This window comes from Curtobacterium sp. MCBD17_028, from assembly GCF_003234875.1.
GTDB lineage: Bacteria > Actinomycetota > Actinomycetes > Actinomycetales > Microbacteriaceae > Curtobacterium.
Genome location: NZ_QKTQ01000001.1, coordinates 164,152 through 181,974, shown reverse-complemented (window position 1 = coordinate 181,974; position 17,823 = coordinate 164,152). Strand labels below are relative to the sequence as shown.

16 protein-coding genes are annotated in these 17,823 nt (G+C 71.8%); 8 read left to right on the top strand and 8 right to left on the bottom strand.

The features are described from left to right. Nucleotides 1-35: 35 nt before the first annotated feature. The 4 genes from DEI86_RS00865 to DEI86_RS00850 all read right to left on the bottom strand — a co-directional run bounded on the left by DEI86_RS00865 (nucleotide 36) and on the right by DEI86_RS00850 (nucleotide 5,512). Nucleotides 36-1,382, bottom strand: coding sequence for an ABC transporter substrate-binding protein (locus DEI86_RS00865; RefSeq protein ID WP_258376427.1), 1,347 nt, complete (start codon nucleotides 1,380-1,382; stop codon nucleotides 36-38). A gap of 25 nt (nucleotides 1,383-1,407) precedes the next feature. Further along, nucleotides 1,408-3,513 (bottom strand): beta-galactosidase, encoded by a 2,106-nt coding sequence (locus tag DEI86_RS00860; protein WP_111048569.1) that lies wholly within the window; start codon nucleotides 3,511-3,513, stop codon nucleotides 1,408-1,410. 135 nt (nucleotides 3,514-3,648) lie between these two features. Beyond that, nucleotides 3,649-4,644, bottom strand: a complete 996-nt coding sequence (locus DEI86_RS00855) for a LacI family DNA-binding transcriptional regulator (protein ID WP_111008750.1) — start codon at nucleotides 4,642-4,644, stop codon at nucleotides 3,649-3,651. Nucleotides 4,645-4,855: 211 nt separating this feature from the next. Further along, nucleotides 4,856-5,512, bottom strand: coding sequence for an FMN-dependent NADH-azoreductase (locus DEI86_RS00850; RefSeq protein WP_111012535.1), 657 nt, complete (start codon nucleotides 5,510-5,512; stop codon nucleotides 4,856-4,858). Between the two features lie 199 nt (nucleotides 5,513-5,711). On the opposite strand from DEI86_RS00850, the gene DEI86_RS00845 reads away from it, so the two are divergent. Then, a complete protein-coding gene (locus tag DEI86_RS00845; RefSeq protein WP_309146550.1) occupies nucleotides 5,712-6,143 on the top strand; it encodes a helix-turn-helix domain-containing protein in 432 nt (143 codons plus the stop codon). Nucleotides 6,144-6,258: 115 nt separating this feature from the next. Next, nucleotides 6,259-6,714: an SRPBCC family protein gene (locus tag DEI86_RS00840; protein ID WP_111012534.1), complete on the top strand. Its 456-nt coding sequence runs from the start codon at nucleotides 6,259-6,261 to the stop codon at nucleotides 6,712-6,714. 87 nt (nucleotides 6,715-6,801) lie between these two features. Here the strand turns inward: DEI86_RS00840 and DEI86_RS00835 are convergent, their stop codons facing one another. Next, entirely contained in the window at nucleotides 6,802-7,662 is an 861-nt protein-coding gene (locus DEI86_RS00835; RefSeq protein ID WP_111048568.1) for a LuxR C-terminal-related transcriptional regulator, read from the bottom strand. Nucleotides 7,663-7,764: 102 nt separating this feature from the next. Between DEI86_RS00835 and hxlB the strand changes: the two genes are divergently transcribed. Continuing rightward, nucleotides 7,765-8,358, top strand: a complete 594-nt coding sequence (hxlB, locus tag DEI86_RS00830; RefSeq protein ID WP_111048719.1) for a 6-phospho-3-hexuloisomerase — start codon at nucleotides 7,765-7,767, stop codon at nucleotides 8,356-8,358. Between the two features lie 61 nt (nucleotides 8,359-8,419). Next, complete coding sequence (hxlA, locus tag DEI86_RS00825; protein ID WP_111008755.1) at nucleotides 8,420-9,043, top strand: 3-hexulose-6-phosphate synthase; 624 nt, start codon at nucleotides 8,420-8,422, stop codon at nucleotides 9,041-9,043. A 140-nt stretch (nucleotides 9,044-9,183) separates the two neighbouring features. Here hxlA and DEI86_RS00820 read toward each other — a convergent pair whose 3' ends face one another. Beyond that, nucleotides 9,184-11,136, bottom strand: coding sequence for a potassium transporter Kup (locus DEI86_RS00820; RefSeq protein WP_111008756.1), 1,953 nt, complete (start codon nucleotides 11,134-11,136; stop codon nucleotides 9,184-9,186). Between the two features lie 250 nt (nucleotides 11,137-11,386). Between DEI86_RS00820 and DEI86_RS00815 the strand changes: the two genes are divergently transcribed. The 3 genes from DEI86_RS00815 (at nucleotide 11,387) to DEI86_RS00805 (ending at nucleotide 14,250) form a co-directional block, all read left to right on the top strand. After that, nucleotides 11,387-12,220 (top strand): undecaprenyl-diphosphate phosphatase, encoded by an 834-nt coding sequence (locus DEI86_RS00815; RefSeq protein ID WP_111048567.1) that lies wholly within the window; start codon nucleotides 11,387-11,389, stop codon nucleotides 12,218-12,220. 86 nt (nucleotides 12,221-12,306) lie between these two features. Then, on the top strand, nucleotides 12,307-13,266 hold the full coding sequence (locus tag DEI86_RS00810) for an AraC family transcriptional regulator (protein WP_111048566.1): 960 nt from the start codon (nucleotides 12,307-12,309) through the stop codon (nucleotides 13,264-13,266). 21 nt (nucleotides 13,267-13,287) lie between these two features. Next, a complete protein-coding gene (locus DEI86_RS00805; protein ID WP_111048565.1) occupies nucleotides 13,288-14,250 on the top strand; it encodes a helix-turn-helix domain-containing protein in 963 nt (320 codons plus the stop codon). Nucleotides 14,251-14,298: 48 nt separating this feature from the next. Here the strand turns inward: DEI86_RS00805 and DEI86_RS00800 are convergent, their stop codons facing one another. Continuing rightward, the gene (locus DEI86_RS00800) at nucleotides 14,299-15,165 is read right to left on the bottom strand and encodes an oxidoreductase (RefSeq protein ID WP_111048564.1); all 867 of its coding nucleotides are present in this window, start codon (nucleotides 15,163-15,165) and stop codon (nucleotides 14,299-14,301) included. A 165-nt stretch (nucleotides 15,166-15,330) separates the two neighbouring features. On the opposite strand from DEI86_RS00800, the gene DEI86_RS00795 reads away from it, so the two are divergent. Further along, nucleotides 15,331-16,239 (top strand): helix-turn-helix domain-containing protein, encoded by a 909-nt coding sequence (locus DEI86_RS00795; RefSeq protein ID WP_111048563.1) that lies wholly within the window; start codon nucleotides 15,331-15,333, stop codon nucleotides 16,237-16,239. Here DEI86_RS00795 and DEI86_RS00790 read toward each other — a convergent pair. Further along, a complete protein-coding gene (locus DEI86_RS00790; RefSeq protein ID WP_111048562.1) occupies nucleotides 16,226-17,698 on the bottom strand; it encodes an aminotransferase class I/II-fold pyridoxal phosphate-dependent enzyme in 1,473 nt (490 codons plus the stop codon). The two genes, DEI86_RS00795 and DEI86_RS00790, sit on opposite strands and share 14 nt — an antisense overlap. Between the last annotated feature and the right edge of the window lie 125 nt (nucleotides 17,699-17,823).

Here is a 17,823-nt window from a genome sequence, read left to right as displayed (position 1 = left end):
TGGGGGCGGAGCCTGGTGGCCCCGCCCCCGTCCGGTCACTTGACGGTGAAGCCCTGCTGCTTGGCGTAGCTCGTCACCTGGGACTGCCAGGTCGCGAGGGCCGCCGTGAGGTCACCGTGGTTGCTGATGGCCTTGCCGAGCGTGTTCGCGTAGCTCGAGTTCACGTAGTCCATGAACGGCAGCCACTCGAACTTCTTGTCGACGGTGTCGGAGACACCGGCGAAGAACTGGTTGACCTGCTGGCCGCCGTAGAACGCCGACTTCTGGCTGGTGAACGAGTCGTCGGTGAGCGTCGACTTCTTCGTCGGGAACAGGTACTGCTGGTTCGCGAGCTGGAGCGTCGACTGCTGGTCGTTGTTGATGAACTTGGCCAGCTCGTAGGCCTGGATCGGGTGCTTCGTCGCGGCCATCACGGCGTCCGACGACCCACCCCAGTTCCCGGACACGTTCTGACCCGCCTGCCACTGCGGGATGTCCGCAGCGGCCCACTTGCCGCTCGTGTTCTTCGCGGTGCCCTGCAGGAACACCGGGCCCCACGCGGCGACGAGCCACGACGCGTACTTGTCCCGCGACAGCCCCTGGTAGTAGTCGTCCGTGAAGTCCGGGTCCGTGGCCACCAGGTTCTTGTCGATGAGGTCCTGCCAGTACGACACGACCTGCTGGTCGGCCTTGGAGTCCAGGTCGATCCCGACCGTCTTCTTGCCGTCGTACGAGAACGGCTTCGCGCCCTTCTGCCAGAAGAAGCTGATCATCTGGAACATGTCGTTGCCGGGCAGGTCCGTGATGTACGACCCGGTCTTCGACTTGACCTGCTGCGCGGCGGACGCGAAGGCCGACCACGTCTTCGGCGCGGCGACGCCCGCCTTGTCGAAGATGTCCTTGCGGTAGAGGGTGCCGAGGGGGCCGGAGTCCTGCGGGATGCCCCACACGCCGCCGTTCTGGTCGACCTGGTTCCAGACCCAGTCCGTGTACTCGTCCTCGAGCTTGGCTCCGCCGTACGGCGTCAGGTCGAGCAGGCTCTTCGTCTGGGTGAACGACGGGATGTAGTCGTACTCCATCTGCGCGACGTCGGGGATGCCCTTGCCCGCCTTCAGGGCCGCGCGGACCTTCGGGTAGTGCTGCGAGCCGCCGGTCGTGTTGACGACGTTGACCTTGATCTTCGGGTACTTCTTCTCGAACAGGTTGACTTCGTTCTGGATGTCGGGGACCCAGGTCCAGAAGGTGAGGGTGGTCGGCGTGTTCATCGCCTTGTCGATGTCGGACTGGCTCACCGCCTTGGTGGACCCGCCGCTGGTGCTCGACGGGCTGCAACCGGTGAGTGCGAGCGTGATCGTGACGGCGATCGCTCCGAGTGCCAGCGCGGCGCTGCGTGGACGTCTCATGGTCTTCTTTCGGTGGAGGGAGGGACTACTCGATCGAGGAGCCCCGGACCTCGAGCACGACTGCTGCGCGTCGGTCGAGGGGTACGGGGTCGCCGGCGGCGTACTCGGCGCCGGAGACGAGGTCGACGGCGGCCGCCGGCGCGACGACCTGCGTCGGCTCGGCGGACCAGTTCGACACGAAGGCGAGGCGCCGGTCGCCGGCGGTGCCGGTCGACACGGTGACGGGGTCCGGGGCGGACCACGCCTGCTTCGCCGTGGTGGGCACGAGCCAGCGGGCGATGCTCCGCCCGAGCGCGGGGTCCGGGACCGTGCCCAGGTAGGACACCCGGCCGCGACCGGTCGTGCGGGTGGTGAGCGCGGCCTCCAGACCGAACTCGGTCGGGGCGTACGACACGACCACCTCGGCGTCGTCGACCTGCAGGAAGTCGACCCACTCGGTGGCGGCGGCACCCGGCTCGAGCGTCATTGCGTCGGACGCGGCGGTGACCGCGAGCGGCGCGCCGAGGTTGCTGTACTCGTCGTAGTGCACGCCCGCCGGCCCCGCGAGCACGTCGGGGGCGACCGCGAGCCGGGCCCGCGCGAGCTCGTCGCCGTAGCCGGTGCGGATGCCGACGACCAGGTGCCCGCCGGCCTCGGCGTAGTCCCGCATGTGCTCGAGCACGGCCGTCTCGGCGACGTACACCGCGGGTGCGACGAGCACCGGGAACCGCGCGACGAGTTCCTCGACGGGGGTGTCGAGGAACCGGCGGACGTGCTGGACCCGCACCTGCGCGCCGGCCTCGAACAGTCCGCGGTAGTGGGCGTCGAAGATGCGGGAGTACGCGTGCTCGTCGGGGCTGCCGTCCGCCTTCGCGAGCGGCCCGTAGAACGAGAACGCCCACTTCGTGTCCGTGCTGTAGAGCAGCAGGACGTCGGCGTCGGGCACGTGCTCGTCGAGCGCGGACCCGATCGCCCCGAGCGCGGCACCGAGCTCGGAGACCTCGCGGTAGATGCGGCCGCCGACCTGGCTGTGGGGGATGACGCCGCCCCAGTAGGTCTCGACGCCGAAGTGCAGGGTGTGCCAGTGCCAGTACTCGATCATCCGGCCGCCGCGGGCGAGCAGGGCGAACGCGGCCTGCTTGATCTGCCCGGGGTAGGGCGGGTGGTTCTGCCACGACCCGCCGATGGACTGCGCGTTCGTCTCGGTGACCAGGTACTGCGTGTCCGCCGAGGACCAGGCGCGGTCGCCCCACTCGAACAGCGCCCACACGCCGGTGTGCCACCACTCGGCCTCGCGCTGGACCTCCGCGTGCCAGTCGAGGCCGTCCTGCATCTTGTAGTACGGGTTGCCGGCGACCACGTCGAGGGACGCGACGAGCTCGTCGTCGGACACCTGGGGGCGCGAGTACGAGATGCAGGTCGTGACGAACTGGTCGTCGCGGGCGTACTCGCGCACCAGGTCCGCTTGCCACGCGATGAGGTCCGTGGCGAGCGTGGACTGGAACCGGCGCCACTCGAGCTGGTACTGCGGCATCGCGTTGCCGTCGGGCCGCCAGAGGTCGGCCCAGTCGCTGAGTCGGTGTGACCAGTAGACGAGACCCCACTCGCGGTTGAGGTCCTCGACGGTGCCGTAGCGGTCCTCGAGCCAGCCGACGAACCGCTGGAAGGTGTGCTCGTTGTGGGGGAGCTGCATGCCCGGCTCGTTGTCGACCTGGTAGCCGATGACCGCGGGGTGGTCGGCGTACCGGGCGACGACCTTGCGGGCGATGCGCTCGGCGTAGAACCGGTAGGCGGGGTGGGACTGGTCCATCTCCTGCCGGGCGCCCCAGCCGTTGCGGTGGCCCGTCGACGGCTCGGCGGCGATCTCCGGGTGCAGCCGCTGGAGCCACGGTGGCACGGCGTACGTCGGCGTGCCGAGGACGACGCCGATGCCGCGCTCGTGGGCCCCGTCGAGGACCGGCTGCAGCCAGTCCAGGTCGAACACGCCCTCGCGGGGCTCCCAGGTCGACCACACGGACTCGCCGACGCGGATGACCGTGAAACCGGCGTCGCGCATGCGGTCGAGATCGGCGTCGAGGGTGCCAGCGGGCTGGTACTCGGCGTAGTAGGCGGCGCCGAAGAGCACGCCACTGAACCGGGGGGAAGTCGTCATCGTTGACCTTCGCTCTGCGGATGTTGTCGATAACATCCGTCGGTGGCGATGACAGTAACCGCATCCGGGCGGATCGCGCAAGCACCCGTTCCGCTCGCGTCGCCGCGCGTGGCCGGGAGGCGGTGCTCCGCTCCGTCAGATCCGGCGCGTCGACGCGCGGACCGCGGCCCGCACGGGGTTCGGCGGGGTCACGGGCGCGTCCGGCGCGGCCCCGGGCAGCCCCGCCAGGAGCTTCTCGATGAGGTACCGGCCCTCACCGGCGAAGTCGACCGTGACGGTGGTCAGTGCGGGGACGAGGTACCGTGCCTCGTCGAGGTCGTCGCCGCCCATGACGCTGAGGTCGGCGGGCACCACGACCCCGTCGGCGGCGGCCGCCGAGAGGAGCCCGATCGCCATGCTGTCGTTGCCCGTCGCGATCGCCGTGACGGACCGTTCCTCGGCGGTCAACCGTCGCCACGCCGCGTGCCCGGAGCCGGCGGACCAGTCGCCGGCGTGCTGCCAGACGAGTTCGCCGCCGCCCTGCCGGAAGCACCGGGCGAAGCCCTCCGACCGCTCGACCGCGGCGATCCAGTCGACCGGGCCGCTGAGGTAGCCGACGCGCCGGTGCCCGAGCTCGAGCAGGTGCTCGGCGGCGAGGCGGCCGGCTTCCTCGCTGACGGTCGGGCCACCCGGGAACGACTCGATGCGCGAGTCGATGACCACCGGGACGCTCGCGGCGTGGCTCTGGATGCGTTCGAGCATCAGCTCGGTCTGTGCCGTCGCCAGGATCCCCACCACCTGGTGCCCGGTCGCCACGGCCAGGGCCTCGTCGATCGCGTCGCGGTCGAGGTCCGCCGTGATCACCACGTCGAGCACGTACCCGCGCTCCTGCGCCGTCTGCGTCGCCCCGGCGAGCATGCGGGCCGGCCCCGTGTAGTCGATGTGGTGGGCGAGCACCGCGATCCGGTTCGAGCGGCGGGCGCGGAGCAACCGAGCGGCGGAGTTCGGCCGGTACTGCAGCTCGTCGAGCGCCGTCTTGACCTTCGTGCGCGTCTCCGGCCGGATGCCCTCGAAGCCCGACAGGTAGCGGCTCACGGTCTGGTGCGACACGCCCGCGAGCCGTGCGACGTCGTAGATCGTCGGGGCCTTCATCGGGGTGCCTTCTGCCGCATGGGGACAGGGTAATGGCCCGCGTCCGATCCCCGGCGCGCGTCCGAGCGGGCGGGTCACCCGGTCGAGACCGTCGACGACCGTTGCCGTCGAGCTCGCGGGACCCCTCAGTTGATCACGCGTCGAGCGTGACGGACGGGAGGCGGACCTCCCGTCCGTCACGTCGTCGCCGGTGACGGCGGGTGCTGGGGCGTCAGGCCGCCGCGGCCCGCCGCGTCGCCAGGGTGCGGCCGTGCTCCCGGGCGCGCTCCTCGGCGGCCGCGCGGAGCTGATCGGCGAGCTCGGTGAACTGGTCGAGCGCGGGGTTGACGCCGACGAGCGTGAACTCGCGCGTGACGACCTCGAGGTCGAGCTGCCAGACGTCCTCCAGGATGCGGCGCATCCACGCCGTCGCGTGGTCCCAGCCCTCGCGCGGCGTGCCGGCGGCGTAGTTCCCGCCCTGCACGGTCACGAGCACAGCGGGCTTGCCGGCGGTGACCGGGGTCTGGCCGGGCGCCATCCGCGGGTCCGTGATGACGAGGTCCACGTAGGTCTTGAAGTGCTGCGAGACGCCGAAGTTGTACAGCGGGACGGCGAACAGCAGGGCGTCCGCGTCGGCGAGCTCGTCGGTCAGGGTCGCGGCGAGTTCGACCGCGGTGCGCTGCTCGGGGGTGCGTGCGTCCTCCGGTGTCATGGACGCGGCGACGGCACTCGCCCAGCTGTCGGCAGGGATCGGGTCGACGCCCAGGTGACGGCGGACGACCTCGGCTGCCGGGTCACCGGCCGTCCACTCCTGCTCGACGATGTCGGCGAGGGCACGACTGGTGGATCCTTCGACTCGGATGCTGGCGTCGAGACGGAACAGGGACATGGGACTCCTCCTGGTCGGCAGCGGGGCACGTCGCCCTCGGTTACTGCACGTAACGGGTGTACCCTGCTGAGGTCGGTCACTGCAAACGACCCTCTGTTACCGCGGAGTGACCGACCCCGTCGCTTCGGCCCCCACGTGCCCGTGCAGACCGCTCGGATGCAGGCGCCGAGCCCGCCCGACCACCAGCAGGAGGACCACCGTGACCGACACCCGGGACGCCGCACTCGAGCAGGACCGGATCATGCGGTCGCTGCCCATGATGAGCCGGCTCTGCACCGAGCACGACCCGGAGGTGTTCCGGTCCCTCCTCGCCCGGATCGGCGACAAATGGACGCTCCTCGTCATCGGCGTGCTCGGCGAACGTCCGCACCGGTTCACGGAACTGGCCGACGTCATCCCGAGCATCTCACGGCGCATGCTCACGGTCACGCTCCGGGCGCTCGAGCGCGACGGTCTCGTCCAGCGCGAGGTGTTCGCCGAGGTGCCGCCACGCGTCGTGTACGACCTCACCGCGCTCGGCCGGTCGCTGCAGACGGTCGTGCTGACGCTCGGGGAATGGGTCCGCGAACACCAGGACGTCATCGTCGCGCAGCGCCGGACGTTCGACGAGCGCACCGGCGCCACCGACTGACACCCGCGGCGGCAATCTCCGAGGTCACTGGGATGTTCGTGCTGGCCCGTACCCCCGTGTCGTGGTCGGCCTACCGTCTGGCCTGCACAGCAACCGTGGAACGCAAGGAGCAGGCATGAGCCAGATCATCGAGACCATCGACGTCGACGTCCCCGTCTCCGTCGCTTACAACCAGTGGACCCAGTTCGAGGAGTTCCCGAAGTTCCTCGACGAGGTCGAGTCGATCACGCAGGCGACCCCGACCCTCACCGAGTGGAAGATCAAGGTCGGTCCGGTCGAGCGCACCTTCGAGGCGAACATCACGGAGCAGCACCCCGACGAGCGTGTCGCCTGGAACAGCACCGGCGGCGAGATGGACCACGCGGGCGTCGTGACGTTCCACAAGCTCTCGGACACGACCACGCGCGTCACCGTGCAGCTCGACTGGGAGCCCACCGGTCTCCTCGAGAAGGTCGGCGGCGCGGTCGGCGCCGGCAGCCACGCGGTCAAGAAGGACCTGAAGAACTTCAAGGAGTACATCGAGTCGAAGGGCGCCCCGGACGGCGCCTGGCGCGGCGACGTGCAGGCCTGACGATCCTCCCGCCCGACGCCCGGCCGCAGCAGCGGTCGGGCGTCGCGCGCGTCCGGGTGCCGCTCGCCAGGGAGCTCGTCGCCCGGGTCACCGACCGAGTGCGGCCAGCTCCGCCCGGTTCGCCGCGCCGGCCTTGCGGAGCAGGTTCGACACGTGGAACTTCACCGTGTTCTCACTGATGCCGAGCTCGCGCGCGATCGATCGGTTGCGAGCGCCGGATGCCACGAGTCGCAGGACCTCGCGCTCGCGCCGGCTCAGGGCCACGACCGCGTCGAGCGGCTCCGGCTCCGCGGGTGGGTCGAGGGGGAGCACCACGGACAGCTCCGAGCCCCAGCCCGCCGTCGAGGACACCGCGAAGCGACCGTCCAGTGCCGTCACCCGCTCTGCGATGGGGCGGAGTACGTCGTCGTGCTCCGTCAGCGTCCCGGCACCGTCGTCGCGGATGTCGACGAGCAGGTTCCGCCCGTCGCAGTCCCACTGGATCCGCACGCGGTGGGACTCGCCCGCGTCGACGAGCGCGAGCACGGCACTGCGGACGATGGCCCGCGCCGCGTGCGCGACCTCACCCGGGAGCGCCCGACCGGTCGCGGGCGGTTCGACGAACTGCACGGACAGGTCACCGAACCGCACCAGCGGCCGCAGGTCGGTCTGGAGGCGCGCGAAGGCCCCGACGACCGGCTCCAGCACGCGGTTCCGCTGATCGTCCGTCGCCGTGCGGATCGCCACCAGGGCGTTCGCGGCGATCTCGGTCGCGACGGTCCTGGCCGCGCGGTCGTCGAGCCGCTCGGAGCGGAGCACCGCCAGCAAGGACTCGAGCGTCACGCCGTGCTGGTCCACGAGCTCGGAGCGGTCGCGGCCGGCGCGGGTCGCGGCGGCGCGAGTGGCGACCACGAGCGTGTCGGGACCGGTCTCGGCGTCGGGGTCGGCGTCCTGGTCGGTGACGGGCATGGGCCGACCCTACCCGGACCTGCCGCACCCACTCGTTCGGGTAGGCGGACCCGTGCGCCGGGGGAGTGACCCATCCGGCCCCGGGCGAGGAGCATCGTGGTGATGACGGACACCACCACGCCGGCCCGCGCCCTCCGCGCCATCTCCGACGAATTCCGCGCCGCCGCGGACGCCGTCGTCACGACCGCCGACGCGGACGCCGCTACCGGCGCCGGGCTCGACGCCGTCGCGGCGCTCCTCGACGACGCCGACCGCGTGTTCGTCCACGGCGCGGGCCGGTCGGGGCTCGCCCTCCGCATGACGGCGATGCGACTCATGCACCTCGGTCGGACGGTCCACGTCGTGGGCGACGTCACGACGCCCGCGATCCGGTCCGGTGACGTCCTGCTCACCGCCAGTGGCTCGGGCACCACCACGGGCATCGTCCGCGCCGCCACCACCGCTCGCGAGGTCGGGGCCCGGGTCGCGGTGATCACCACGGTCGCGGCGTCGCCGCTCGCCGACCTCGCCGACGCCGTCGTCCTGGTGCCGGCCCCCGAGAAGCAGGCGCACGGCAACGGCGCCTCGATCCAGTACGCGGGCGGCCTCTTCGAGCAGGTCGTCGTGCTCGTCGGGGACGCCCTCTTCCACGCGGCGTGGCAGCGCTCCGGAGTCCCGGCCGCGGATCTCTGGCCCCGGCACGCCAACCTCGAATGACCCTCCCGCCGACCACCCGCACCCACCCCACCCCACGGACCACCAGAGAAGAGGAACCACCATGCAGCTCCAGGTCGCCATGGACGTGCTGACCACCGAGGACGCGCTCGCGCTCGCCGGCAAGGTCGCCCCGCACGTCGACATCATCGAACTCGGGACGCCGCTCATCAAGAGCGCCGGGCTCGCGGCCATCACCGCGGTGAAGGAGGCGCATCCCGACAAGACGGTGTTCGCCGACCTCAAGACGATGGACGCCGGCGAACTCGAGGCGGACATCGCCTTCCAGGCCGGCGCCGACCTCGTCACCGTCCTCGGTGTCGCGGGTGACAGCACCATCACCGGCGCCGTCGCCGCCGCGACGAAGCACGGCAAGGGGGTCGTCGCTGACCTCATCGGCGTGCCCGACAAGGCCGCACGAGCCAAGGAGGTCGTCGCGCTCGGCGTGACGTTCGTCGAGATGCACGCCGGCCTCGACGAGCAGGCCGAGCCGGGCTTCACGTTCGACACCCTGCTCGACGACGGCAAGGCCGGAGGCGTGCCGTTCTCGGTCGCGGGCGGCGTCTCCACGGACACGATCGGTGCCGTGCAGGACGCGGGCGCCACCGTCGCGGTCGCCGGCGGGGCGATCTACTCGGCCGACGACCCTGCCGCGGCTGCTGCCGCCCTGCGCGCCGCCATCCACTGAGCGCCGCGCGGACCGCGCTCGGAACGGACACGAGGACCCGCCGCCCCATCGGGCGGCGGGTCCTCGAGTCGGTTCCCCGGCCGGCAGGCCCGGCCAGCGCGCCGCGCGGGGGCCGTGAACCGCTGGACGGTCAGCCTCGATCAGACGTCGACGTCGCTGCCCATCGTCACGGTGCTGTTCGAGGGGAGGCCGAAGCGTGCGCTCGGGTTGGCGGCGTTCTGCGCGAGCGCCACGAACAGCTTCTTGCGCCAGCGCATCATGCCCCGGCCGTGGCCGGTCCGGAGTGCACCGCGCGAGACGAAGTACGAGGCGCGCTCCACGGCGTCCGGGTCGAGCGAGAGCACGTCGGCGACGCACGCTCGACGGAGTGCGACCGGGAGGTTCGGCTCGTCGGAGAACCCGAACTTGATCGTCAGGTGCTCGATGCCGTCGTCGGAGTAGCCGAGGTCGTCGAACGTGTAGGCCTTCGACGCAGGCACGTGCGGGACGTTCGCGGTCTGCACCGAGACGATGAGCACGTGGTGGTGGAGCACGTGGTTGTGCTCGAAGTTCGCGCGGAGCGCCAACGGCGTCGTGTCCTTGTTCGGGTGCGGGAACACGGCGATCCCGTCGACCCGCGGGGGGTCCTCGGACCGGACGCGGTCGATGAAGTCCGCGAGCGAGCCCTCCTTCTGGTTCCGCTCGTCCGTCACGAGCTGCCGCCCGCGACGCCAGGTCGTCATGACGGTGATGACGGCGGCGGCGATGAGGAGCGGCACCCACCCGCCGTGGAGGACCTTCGACAGGTTCGCGGCGAGGAACGTCAGCTCGAGACCGCCGAAGACGACCGCGGCCAGGACGATCTGCCAGCGATGCCAGTTGAACAGCGGCCGGGCGACGATGAGCAGGAGCACCGAGTCGACGACGAGCGCGCCGGTCACCGACACCCCGTACGCCGTGGCCAGGCGCTCCGACGACCGGAACGCGAGCATCACGGCGATGACGCCGACGAACAGCAACGCGTTCACGGCGGGCAGGTAGATCTGGCCGCCCTCGCGCTCGGAGGTCTGCCGGACGGTCAGCGGCGGGAGCAGACCGAGCTGCATCGCCTGACGCGAGAGCGAGAACGCACCGGAGATGACCGCCTGGCTCGCGATGACGGTCGCTGCGGTCGCGAGCACGACCACCGGGATCCGCGCCCAGTCCGGGAACAGCAGGAAGAACGGGTTCTGGCGTGCGGTCGGGTCGCGCAGGATGAGCGAGGCCTGGCCGAGGTAGTTCAGCGTCAGCGCCGGGAACACGACGAAGAACCACGCGCGGCGGATCGGCGGCGCCCCGAAGTGCCCCATGTCCGCGTAGAGCGCCTCGGCACCGGTGATGACGAGGACCACCGCACCCATCGCGACGAAGGTGATGGTCGGGTGGGCGAACACGAAGGCGAACGCGTACGTGGGGGACAGGCCGATGAGCACCGAGGGGTCACGCACGATCATGCCGACGCCCGCGACCGCGAGGACGAGGAACCAGAGCAACATGATCGGCCCGAACAGCGTGCCGACACGGCCGGTGCCGAAGCGCTGCACGGCGAACAGCCCGGCGAGGATCACCCCGGCGATCGGGACGACGAGGTGTGCGACGCCCGGGGCGGCCACCTCGAGTCCCTCGACCGCGGACAGCACGCTCACCGCCGGGGTGATGATGGAGTCGCCGTAGAACAGGGCGACGCCGATGATCCCGATGAGGATGAAGACCCCCACCCGGCCGGAGCGCTTGGCGAACAGCCGACGAGCGAGCGCGGCGAGGGCCATGACGCCGCCTTCGCCGTTGTTGTCGGCACGCATGAGGATCGTCACGTACTTGATCGAGACGACGACCGTCACGCTCCAGAACATGACCGAGATCACGCCGTAGACGTCGTCCGGGGTGGGGCGGACCGCCCCGTTGTCGATCGTGAACACCGTGCGGAGTGCGTAGAGCGGGCTCGTGCCGATGTCGCCGAAGACGACGCCGAGTGCCGTCAGGGCCAACGCGGCGAGACCGCGTCCGCCGTGTCCGCCCGATGTCGTCTCGGTGCTCTCGGTGCTCTCGGGTGCGGACGTGCGGGTGTCTGTCACCGACCGTCGCTCCTGTTCCTGGGTCGTGGGGGGTCCATCGTGGCGACGGACCGTCGCTCATCCTCTCACCGGTCGGGGTGCGCGTCCGCCGCGTACGACGATCGCCCAGCCCGCGTCCGCTGACGGCGGACCGTCGAGCGGTCGCCCCGGGAACGGCGGACGGTCTCGGGGCCGGGAGGCATCGTCGGCTCCGACGCCGAGCCGAGCACGGTGGGCGGTTTCTGGGGAGATCCGTGATGGAGTGTCCGGCGTGAATCTGCTCCAGGCCCTCTTGCTCGGCATCGTCGAGGGCGTGACCGAGTTCCTGCCCGTCTCCAGTACCGGCCACCTGACGATCGTCGAGAAGCTGCTCGGCCTCCGGGTCGCCAGCCAGGGCGTGACCGCCTTCACCGCGGTGATCCAGGTCGGCGCCATCATCGCGGTGATCGTCTACTTCTGGCGGGACATCCTGCGCCTGGTCCGCGCGTGGTTCCGCGGCTTGGCGCATCGCGAGGACCGCGACCACGACTACCGGCTGGCCTGGTACGTCATCATCGCGACGATCCCCATCGGCCTCATCGGGTTCCTCGCGAAGGACCTCATCTCGGGCGGTCTCCGGAACCTCTGGGTCGTCGTCGCCGCGCTCGTGCTGTGGAGCATCGTCATGTGGGTCGCCGAGCGCGTCGGTCGTCAGGACCGCGGCGAGCAGCGCACCACCGTGACCGACGCGGTCGTGATCGGTCTCGTGCAGGTGCTCGCGCTCGTACCGGGCGTGTCGCGGTCCGGGGCCACGATCAGCGCCGGTCTGTTCCGGGGTCTCGACCGCGTCACCGCCACCCGCCTGTCGTTCTTCCTGTCGATCCCCGCGCTCGTCGCTGCCGGCGGCTACGAGGCCGCGACCGAGGCGAGCGCGATCGGCTCCACGGTCGGCTGGGGTGCCACCCTCGTCGCGACCGCCGTCAGCTTCGTCGTCGCCCTCGCCGCGATCGCCTGGTTGCTCCGCCTCGTCGCGCGGCACAGCATCGCGGTGTTCATCGGGTACCGGGTGGCGCTCGCGATCGTCGTCGCGGTGCTGCTGGCGACCGGCGTCATCGCCGCGACCTGATCGCCGCCCCGACCACGGTCCTCCACGGGTTCCGGACGCGACGGCGACGGTGGCCTACCCTGGCGACAACGGCTGGGGGAGGCACCATGCAGGAGCCGCAGTCCGGATGGCGCCCGGTCCTCGACGTGGACGACCCGGAAGCGGCCACCGCCGCGATCCGCCGCTCCATGCCCGCGGCGAGCGTGGAGTCCGACCGGCCGGACTTCCGGTTCCACGCCGAGCAGTACCGGGACGAGCGGCTCGACCTCACGCGGTGGGGGTTCCGCGCGCGCGTCGACGGTGGCCGCAGCACCGAGACGAGCGGGGTGACGCTCGTGGTCCCCGGTGGCGGGGTCTACGAGTGGACCGGGGGTGACGAGCGGGGCGATCAGGACGCACCGTTCGTCATGCGTCACGGCGTCGGCTACCACGGTCGGTCCGAGGACATGCACCTGACGATCGTGCGGCTCGAGCAGACACGGTTCGACGACCTCGCTGCGGCGATCCGTGGGGACGACCCGCGCCCTGTCCGGTTCGCCCAGTCGCTCCCACCCACCCGCGAGGGTGCCGAGCACCTCGCCCGGACCGTCGCGCTGCAGGCCGCGGTCCTCGAGAGCCGGGCGGCGGGGAGCAGCGCGCTGGTGGTGGCCTCGGTCTACCGGCTGCTCGTCGTCGGGCTGCTCGAGTCCGTGCCGACCGAGGGCGCGGACGACCGCGAGCGGACGTGCCGTCGCCGGATGCTCGCCACCGTCGACCGTGCCTGCCGGTACATCGACGACCACGCCGCACTCCCGATCACGGTGGCGGACATCGCCCGGCACGTCGGCACGAGCGAGCCCGGCCTCCGCCGTGCCTTCGGGTTCTGGCGCTCGCGAGCGCCCGAGGCCGAACTCGAGCGCGCGCGACTCGCCGGGGCGCACCGGGACCTCATCGCCGCCGAGCCGGGTGACGACGGGCTCATCGACACGATCGCGGCGCGCTGGGGACACGCGTCACCGCGACGGTTCGCGACGCGGTACCGTGCCGTGTACACCGTCGGTCCCGAGGACACCCTCAGGGCCGAGTGAGCAGGACACCCTCCTTCCGCGATGCGCAACGTCTTCTTCAGCTCCGGGCGGTCCGTCCGTGTCGACACCGACTCGGCGGACCGTGCCCTCGTCGCGCTCCGGGACGCCTTCGACGTCGAGCGCGTCGAGGTCGACGACGGGCCGTTCCGGTTCCGGCAGGAGGTCACCGGGCAGGGGCGGTTCGCGGTCGCCCGGGTCCGCGTGCAGGGTCGGCTGGTCATGGAGTCCCAGCCGCTGCCGTTCTGGTCCGTCATCGCGCTCGACGCCGGACGGGTCGAGGTGAGCACCGCCGCCGGCACCCTCGTCCGGTCCGACGCCACGCCGCTCCTGTTCCCCCGCGACGGACGCAAGCGCGTGGTCTGGGAGGACGCCGAGTTCCGCCAGATCGTGCTCCGCGAGGAGGACGCGCGCCGGGAGTTCGACACGATGGGGTTGCCGCCCGGTGCCCTGCGCGTGCACGACGCACCGGACGGCGAGGTCGCCCGACTGCACTGGCAGGCCGTCGCCGACCACGTGCGGCAGGTCACCGCGAGCGGGATGCTCGTCGACAGCCCGATCGTGCGCGCGGCCACGTTCCACGTCCTGGTCGCCGCGTTCGTCGAGGCCTTCGTCGACCGGCAGGCCACTCCCGTGCCGGTCGACCCGGGAGCGGGTTCGCCCATCGGCGTGCGCCGGGCCCTGCAGTTCATCCAGGCCCACGCCGCCGAAGAGCTGTCCGTCGACGAGATCGCGGCCTCAGCCGGGATGAGTCCCCGGGGTCTGCAGGCGGCGTTCCTCCGGCAGCTCGGCCACAGCCCGATGACCGCGCTCCGTCGTGAGCGACTCCGGCGAGCCCACGAGGCACTCCTGCTCGCGCGGGACGGCTCCGGCACGACGGTCGCCGCGGTGGCCGCGCACTGGCGGTTCAGCAACCCCGGCCGGTTCGCCACGCAGTACCTCCGCGAGTACGGGCGGTCGCCCCGCGAGACCCTGCGCGCCGACTGACGACGGCGTGCCCGGGGCGCCCGGGAGACCCGCCGCCAGCCCGTTCGGTCAGCCAGCGATCGCGTCGAGTTCGCGGACGGCGTCCTCCGGCAGGTCGAGCGCCGCGCCCGCCACGTTCTCGCGCAGGTGGGCGACCGAGGACGTACCGGGGATGAGCAGCACGTTCGGTGACCGCTGCAGCAGCCAGGCGAGCGACACGGCCATCGGGGTCGCGTCGAGGCGGTCAGCGACCGAGGCGAGCACGTCGGACTGCAGGGGCGTGAACCCGCCGAGCGGGAAGTAGGGGACGTAGGCCGCACGGTGCTCCGCGAGCAGGTCCACGAAGGCGTCGTCCTGTCGATTCGCGATGTTGTAGAAGTTCTGCACCGTGACGACCGGGGCGATCGCTCGGGCCTCGTCGTACTGCTCGCGGCTCACCGTGCTCAGCCCGAGGTGGCGGATGAGCCCCTGCTGCTGCAGGTCGGCCAACGCGGCGAAGCGCTCCCCGATCGATCCCGGCTCGGGGGAGTCGAAGCCCCCGACGCGCAGGTTGACGACGTCGAGGGTGTCGACGCCGAGCCGCTCGAGGTTGTCGTGGACCTGGGTGCGGAGCTGGTCCGGTTCGTTCGCGTGGATCCAGGCACCGTCGTCGCCACGGACGGAGCCGACCTTCGTGACGATGGCCAGCTGCTCCGGGTAGGGATGCAGGGCCTCCCGGATCAGCTCGTTGGTCACGAACGGTCCGTAGAAGTCCGCGGTGTCGATGTGCGTGACGCCGAGCTCGACGACGGTGCGGAGCACCGCGATCGCCTCGTCGTGGTCGCGGGCCGGGCCGAACACGTTCGGACCGGCGAGCTGCATCGCGCCGTACCCGAAGCGGGTGAGTTCGAGGTCGTCGGCCAGGCGGTAGGTGCCGCCGGGAAGTGTGGTGGTCATGATGGGTCCTCTCCGGACGAGGACGTGCCGGCCGGGGCTGGCGCGGTCGTCCCCTCGTCCGTGGACCATGCTGGCCGTGTCGCCCGTCCGGCGGGAACGTCCCTGCGTTCCTGGGGACGGCAGGACCAGGAACGCGGTCCGGGAGGACGACTAGCGTTGCCGGACATGGACGACGGCAACCCGCTCGGCGAGTACCTCCGCGCGCGACGGGAGCAGGTCCGACCCGAGGACGTCGGTCTCACCGTCCGCGGCCTCCGCCGCGTCCCCGGGCTCCGGCGTGAGGAGGTCGCGATGCTCGCCGGCGTCAGCGCCGACTACTACCTGCGGCTCGAACAGGGTCGCGACCGCAACCCGTCGGCCCAGGTGCTCGCGGCGCTGGCCGACGCGCTCCGCCTGGACGCGCCCGCGACCGATCACCTCATGTCGCTCGCGGCGCAGCGCGCACACCGTGCTCCGACCCGTCGCACCGGACCGGACCGGGTCCCCTCCGGGGTCGCGATGCTCCTCGAGTCCCTCGGTATCCCCGCGTTCGTCGAGACCCGGACGTTCGACGTGCTCGCCGCAAACCGGCACGCGTCAGCCCTCGCCCCTGGCTTCCGGCCCGGGCGGAACCGCCTGCTCGACGTGTTCCTCGACCCGGCCGAGCGGGAGCTCTGGTGCGACTGGGACCGCGCGGTCGCCCGCCTCGTCGCCGGGTTCCGCGCCTCCGTGGGAGCGGCGACGGACGATCCCCGGTGCGTCGAGGTCGTCGGGGAGCTGTCGCTCCGCAGTCCGCTGTTCCGCACGCTGTGGGCGCGCCACGACGTCCGCCCGGTCGAGGGTGCCCCCACCGAACTCGTCCACCCCGAGGTCGGGCCGATGACGCTGCTGCGCGAGAAGCTCGCGGTCACCGGCACGGACGGTCAGGTGCTCGTCCTGTACCACGCGGAGCCGGGGTCGACATCGGAGGCCGCGCTCGCGCTGCTCGGATCGCTCGCCGCGACGACGGCGCCCGCGACGACGACGACCGCCGCTGCGGCCGGGCCCGTCGCTGCGGCCGGGCCCGCCGCAGCGGAGGACCTCACTCGACCATGACCCGGATCGTGCCGAGGCTGCCGTCGGTCGGGTCGGGGAGCACCATGCCCGCCTCGAGCCCGCTCCTGAGGTAGTCGATCACCTCGGCGGTCAGGCGTTCCCCGGGCACGTACGCGGGGACGCCGGGCGGGTACGGGGTCGCCTGCTCGGCGGCGATCCGCCCCGCGGCCTCCTCGGCGGGGACGTTCTCGCACTCGCCGAAGAACGCCCGGCGCGGGCTGACGACGGACTCGAGCAGCAGCTTCGACGGGTCGGGGATCCGCACCTCGGGCGACCGTGGCAGCTCCGACGCCGACGCGGCCAGGGACTCGAGCCCGTGCACGAGCCGGTCGGTCGTGAACGCGTCGTCGGCGACCGAGATGTCGATGCCGAGGTGCCGGTGGTCCGACAGGCCGAGGTCGATGCGGTGGTGCTCGCGGAGCCAGTCGAGTCCCTGGTACCCGGTGATCCCGAGCTCGTGGACGTCGAGGAGCATCCGCATCGGGTCGAGCTGGTGCGACGCCTCGGCGCCGAGGAGCTCGTCACGGAGCACGTGGATCCCGTCGATCGCCTCGATGCGGTCCCGCGTGCGGTCGGCCAGGTCGACGGCGCTCCGGATGAGGCCCGCCCCGTCCCGCACCATGTGCCGACGCCAGCCGTCCATCGCCGCGTAGATGAGCACGTTCGGGCTCGTCGTCATGAGCATGTCCGCGCACGCCCACAGGTGGTCGTGGTCGACGAGGTCGCCCTTGAGGTGGAGCACGGACCCCTGCTCGAACCCGAGACCCATCTTGTGCACGCTCGTCACGCACACGTCCGCGCCGGCGTTCATCGCCCACGTCGGCAGGAGTTCCGAGAACGGCAGGTGTGCTCCCCAGGCCTCGTCGACGATGAGCGGCTTGCCGAACTCGTGGCACACGGCGGCGATGCCCTCGATGTCCGCGCAGGTGCCGTAGGGCGTCGGGCTCACCACGAGCGCGCCCGCGGCGTCGGGGTGCTCCTGCCACACGGCGCGGTAGTCCTCGGGGGAGGCCGGGTGCGAGATGTGCTGGTCCGTGTCGAAGCGCGGCGTCACCCAGTACGGCTGGAGTCCGGAGAACACCAGGCCCGCGGTCACGGACTTGTGCGCGTCCCGCGGCACGATGATCCCGCCGTCGACACCCGCCACGGCGAGCATCGCGGCCTTGACCGACAAGGAGCTGCCGCAGGTCGAGAAGAACACGCTGTCGGCGTGCACCGCCTGGGCCATGAGGGCCTCGGCCGTGGGCAGGTAGCCGTTCGACGAGGTCCGGTCGTCGAGGCCGCCGCTCTCGAGCACGTCGTCGCGGAACGGGTCCTTGCCGAGCACGGCGAGGGTGTCCGCGTCGATCCCGCGGCCCTGCCGGTGCCCGGGCGGCGAGAACCCGTAGCGGTCGCGGCCGTGGTAGTCCCGGAGGGCGTCGAGGAACGGTGCGTCGGCCTGGTCGAGTTCGTCGCTCATGCCTCCCGTCTACCGTCCGCCCGGCGACCACGACCCAGGAACCGTCCCGGGCCCTCGCCCGAGGGACGCACCAGCGCGCGTGAGGAACGCACCAGCGCGCGCCCGAGGGACGCACCAGCGCGCCG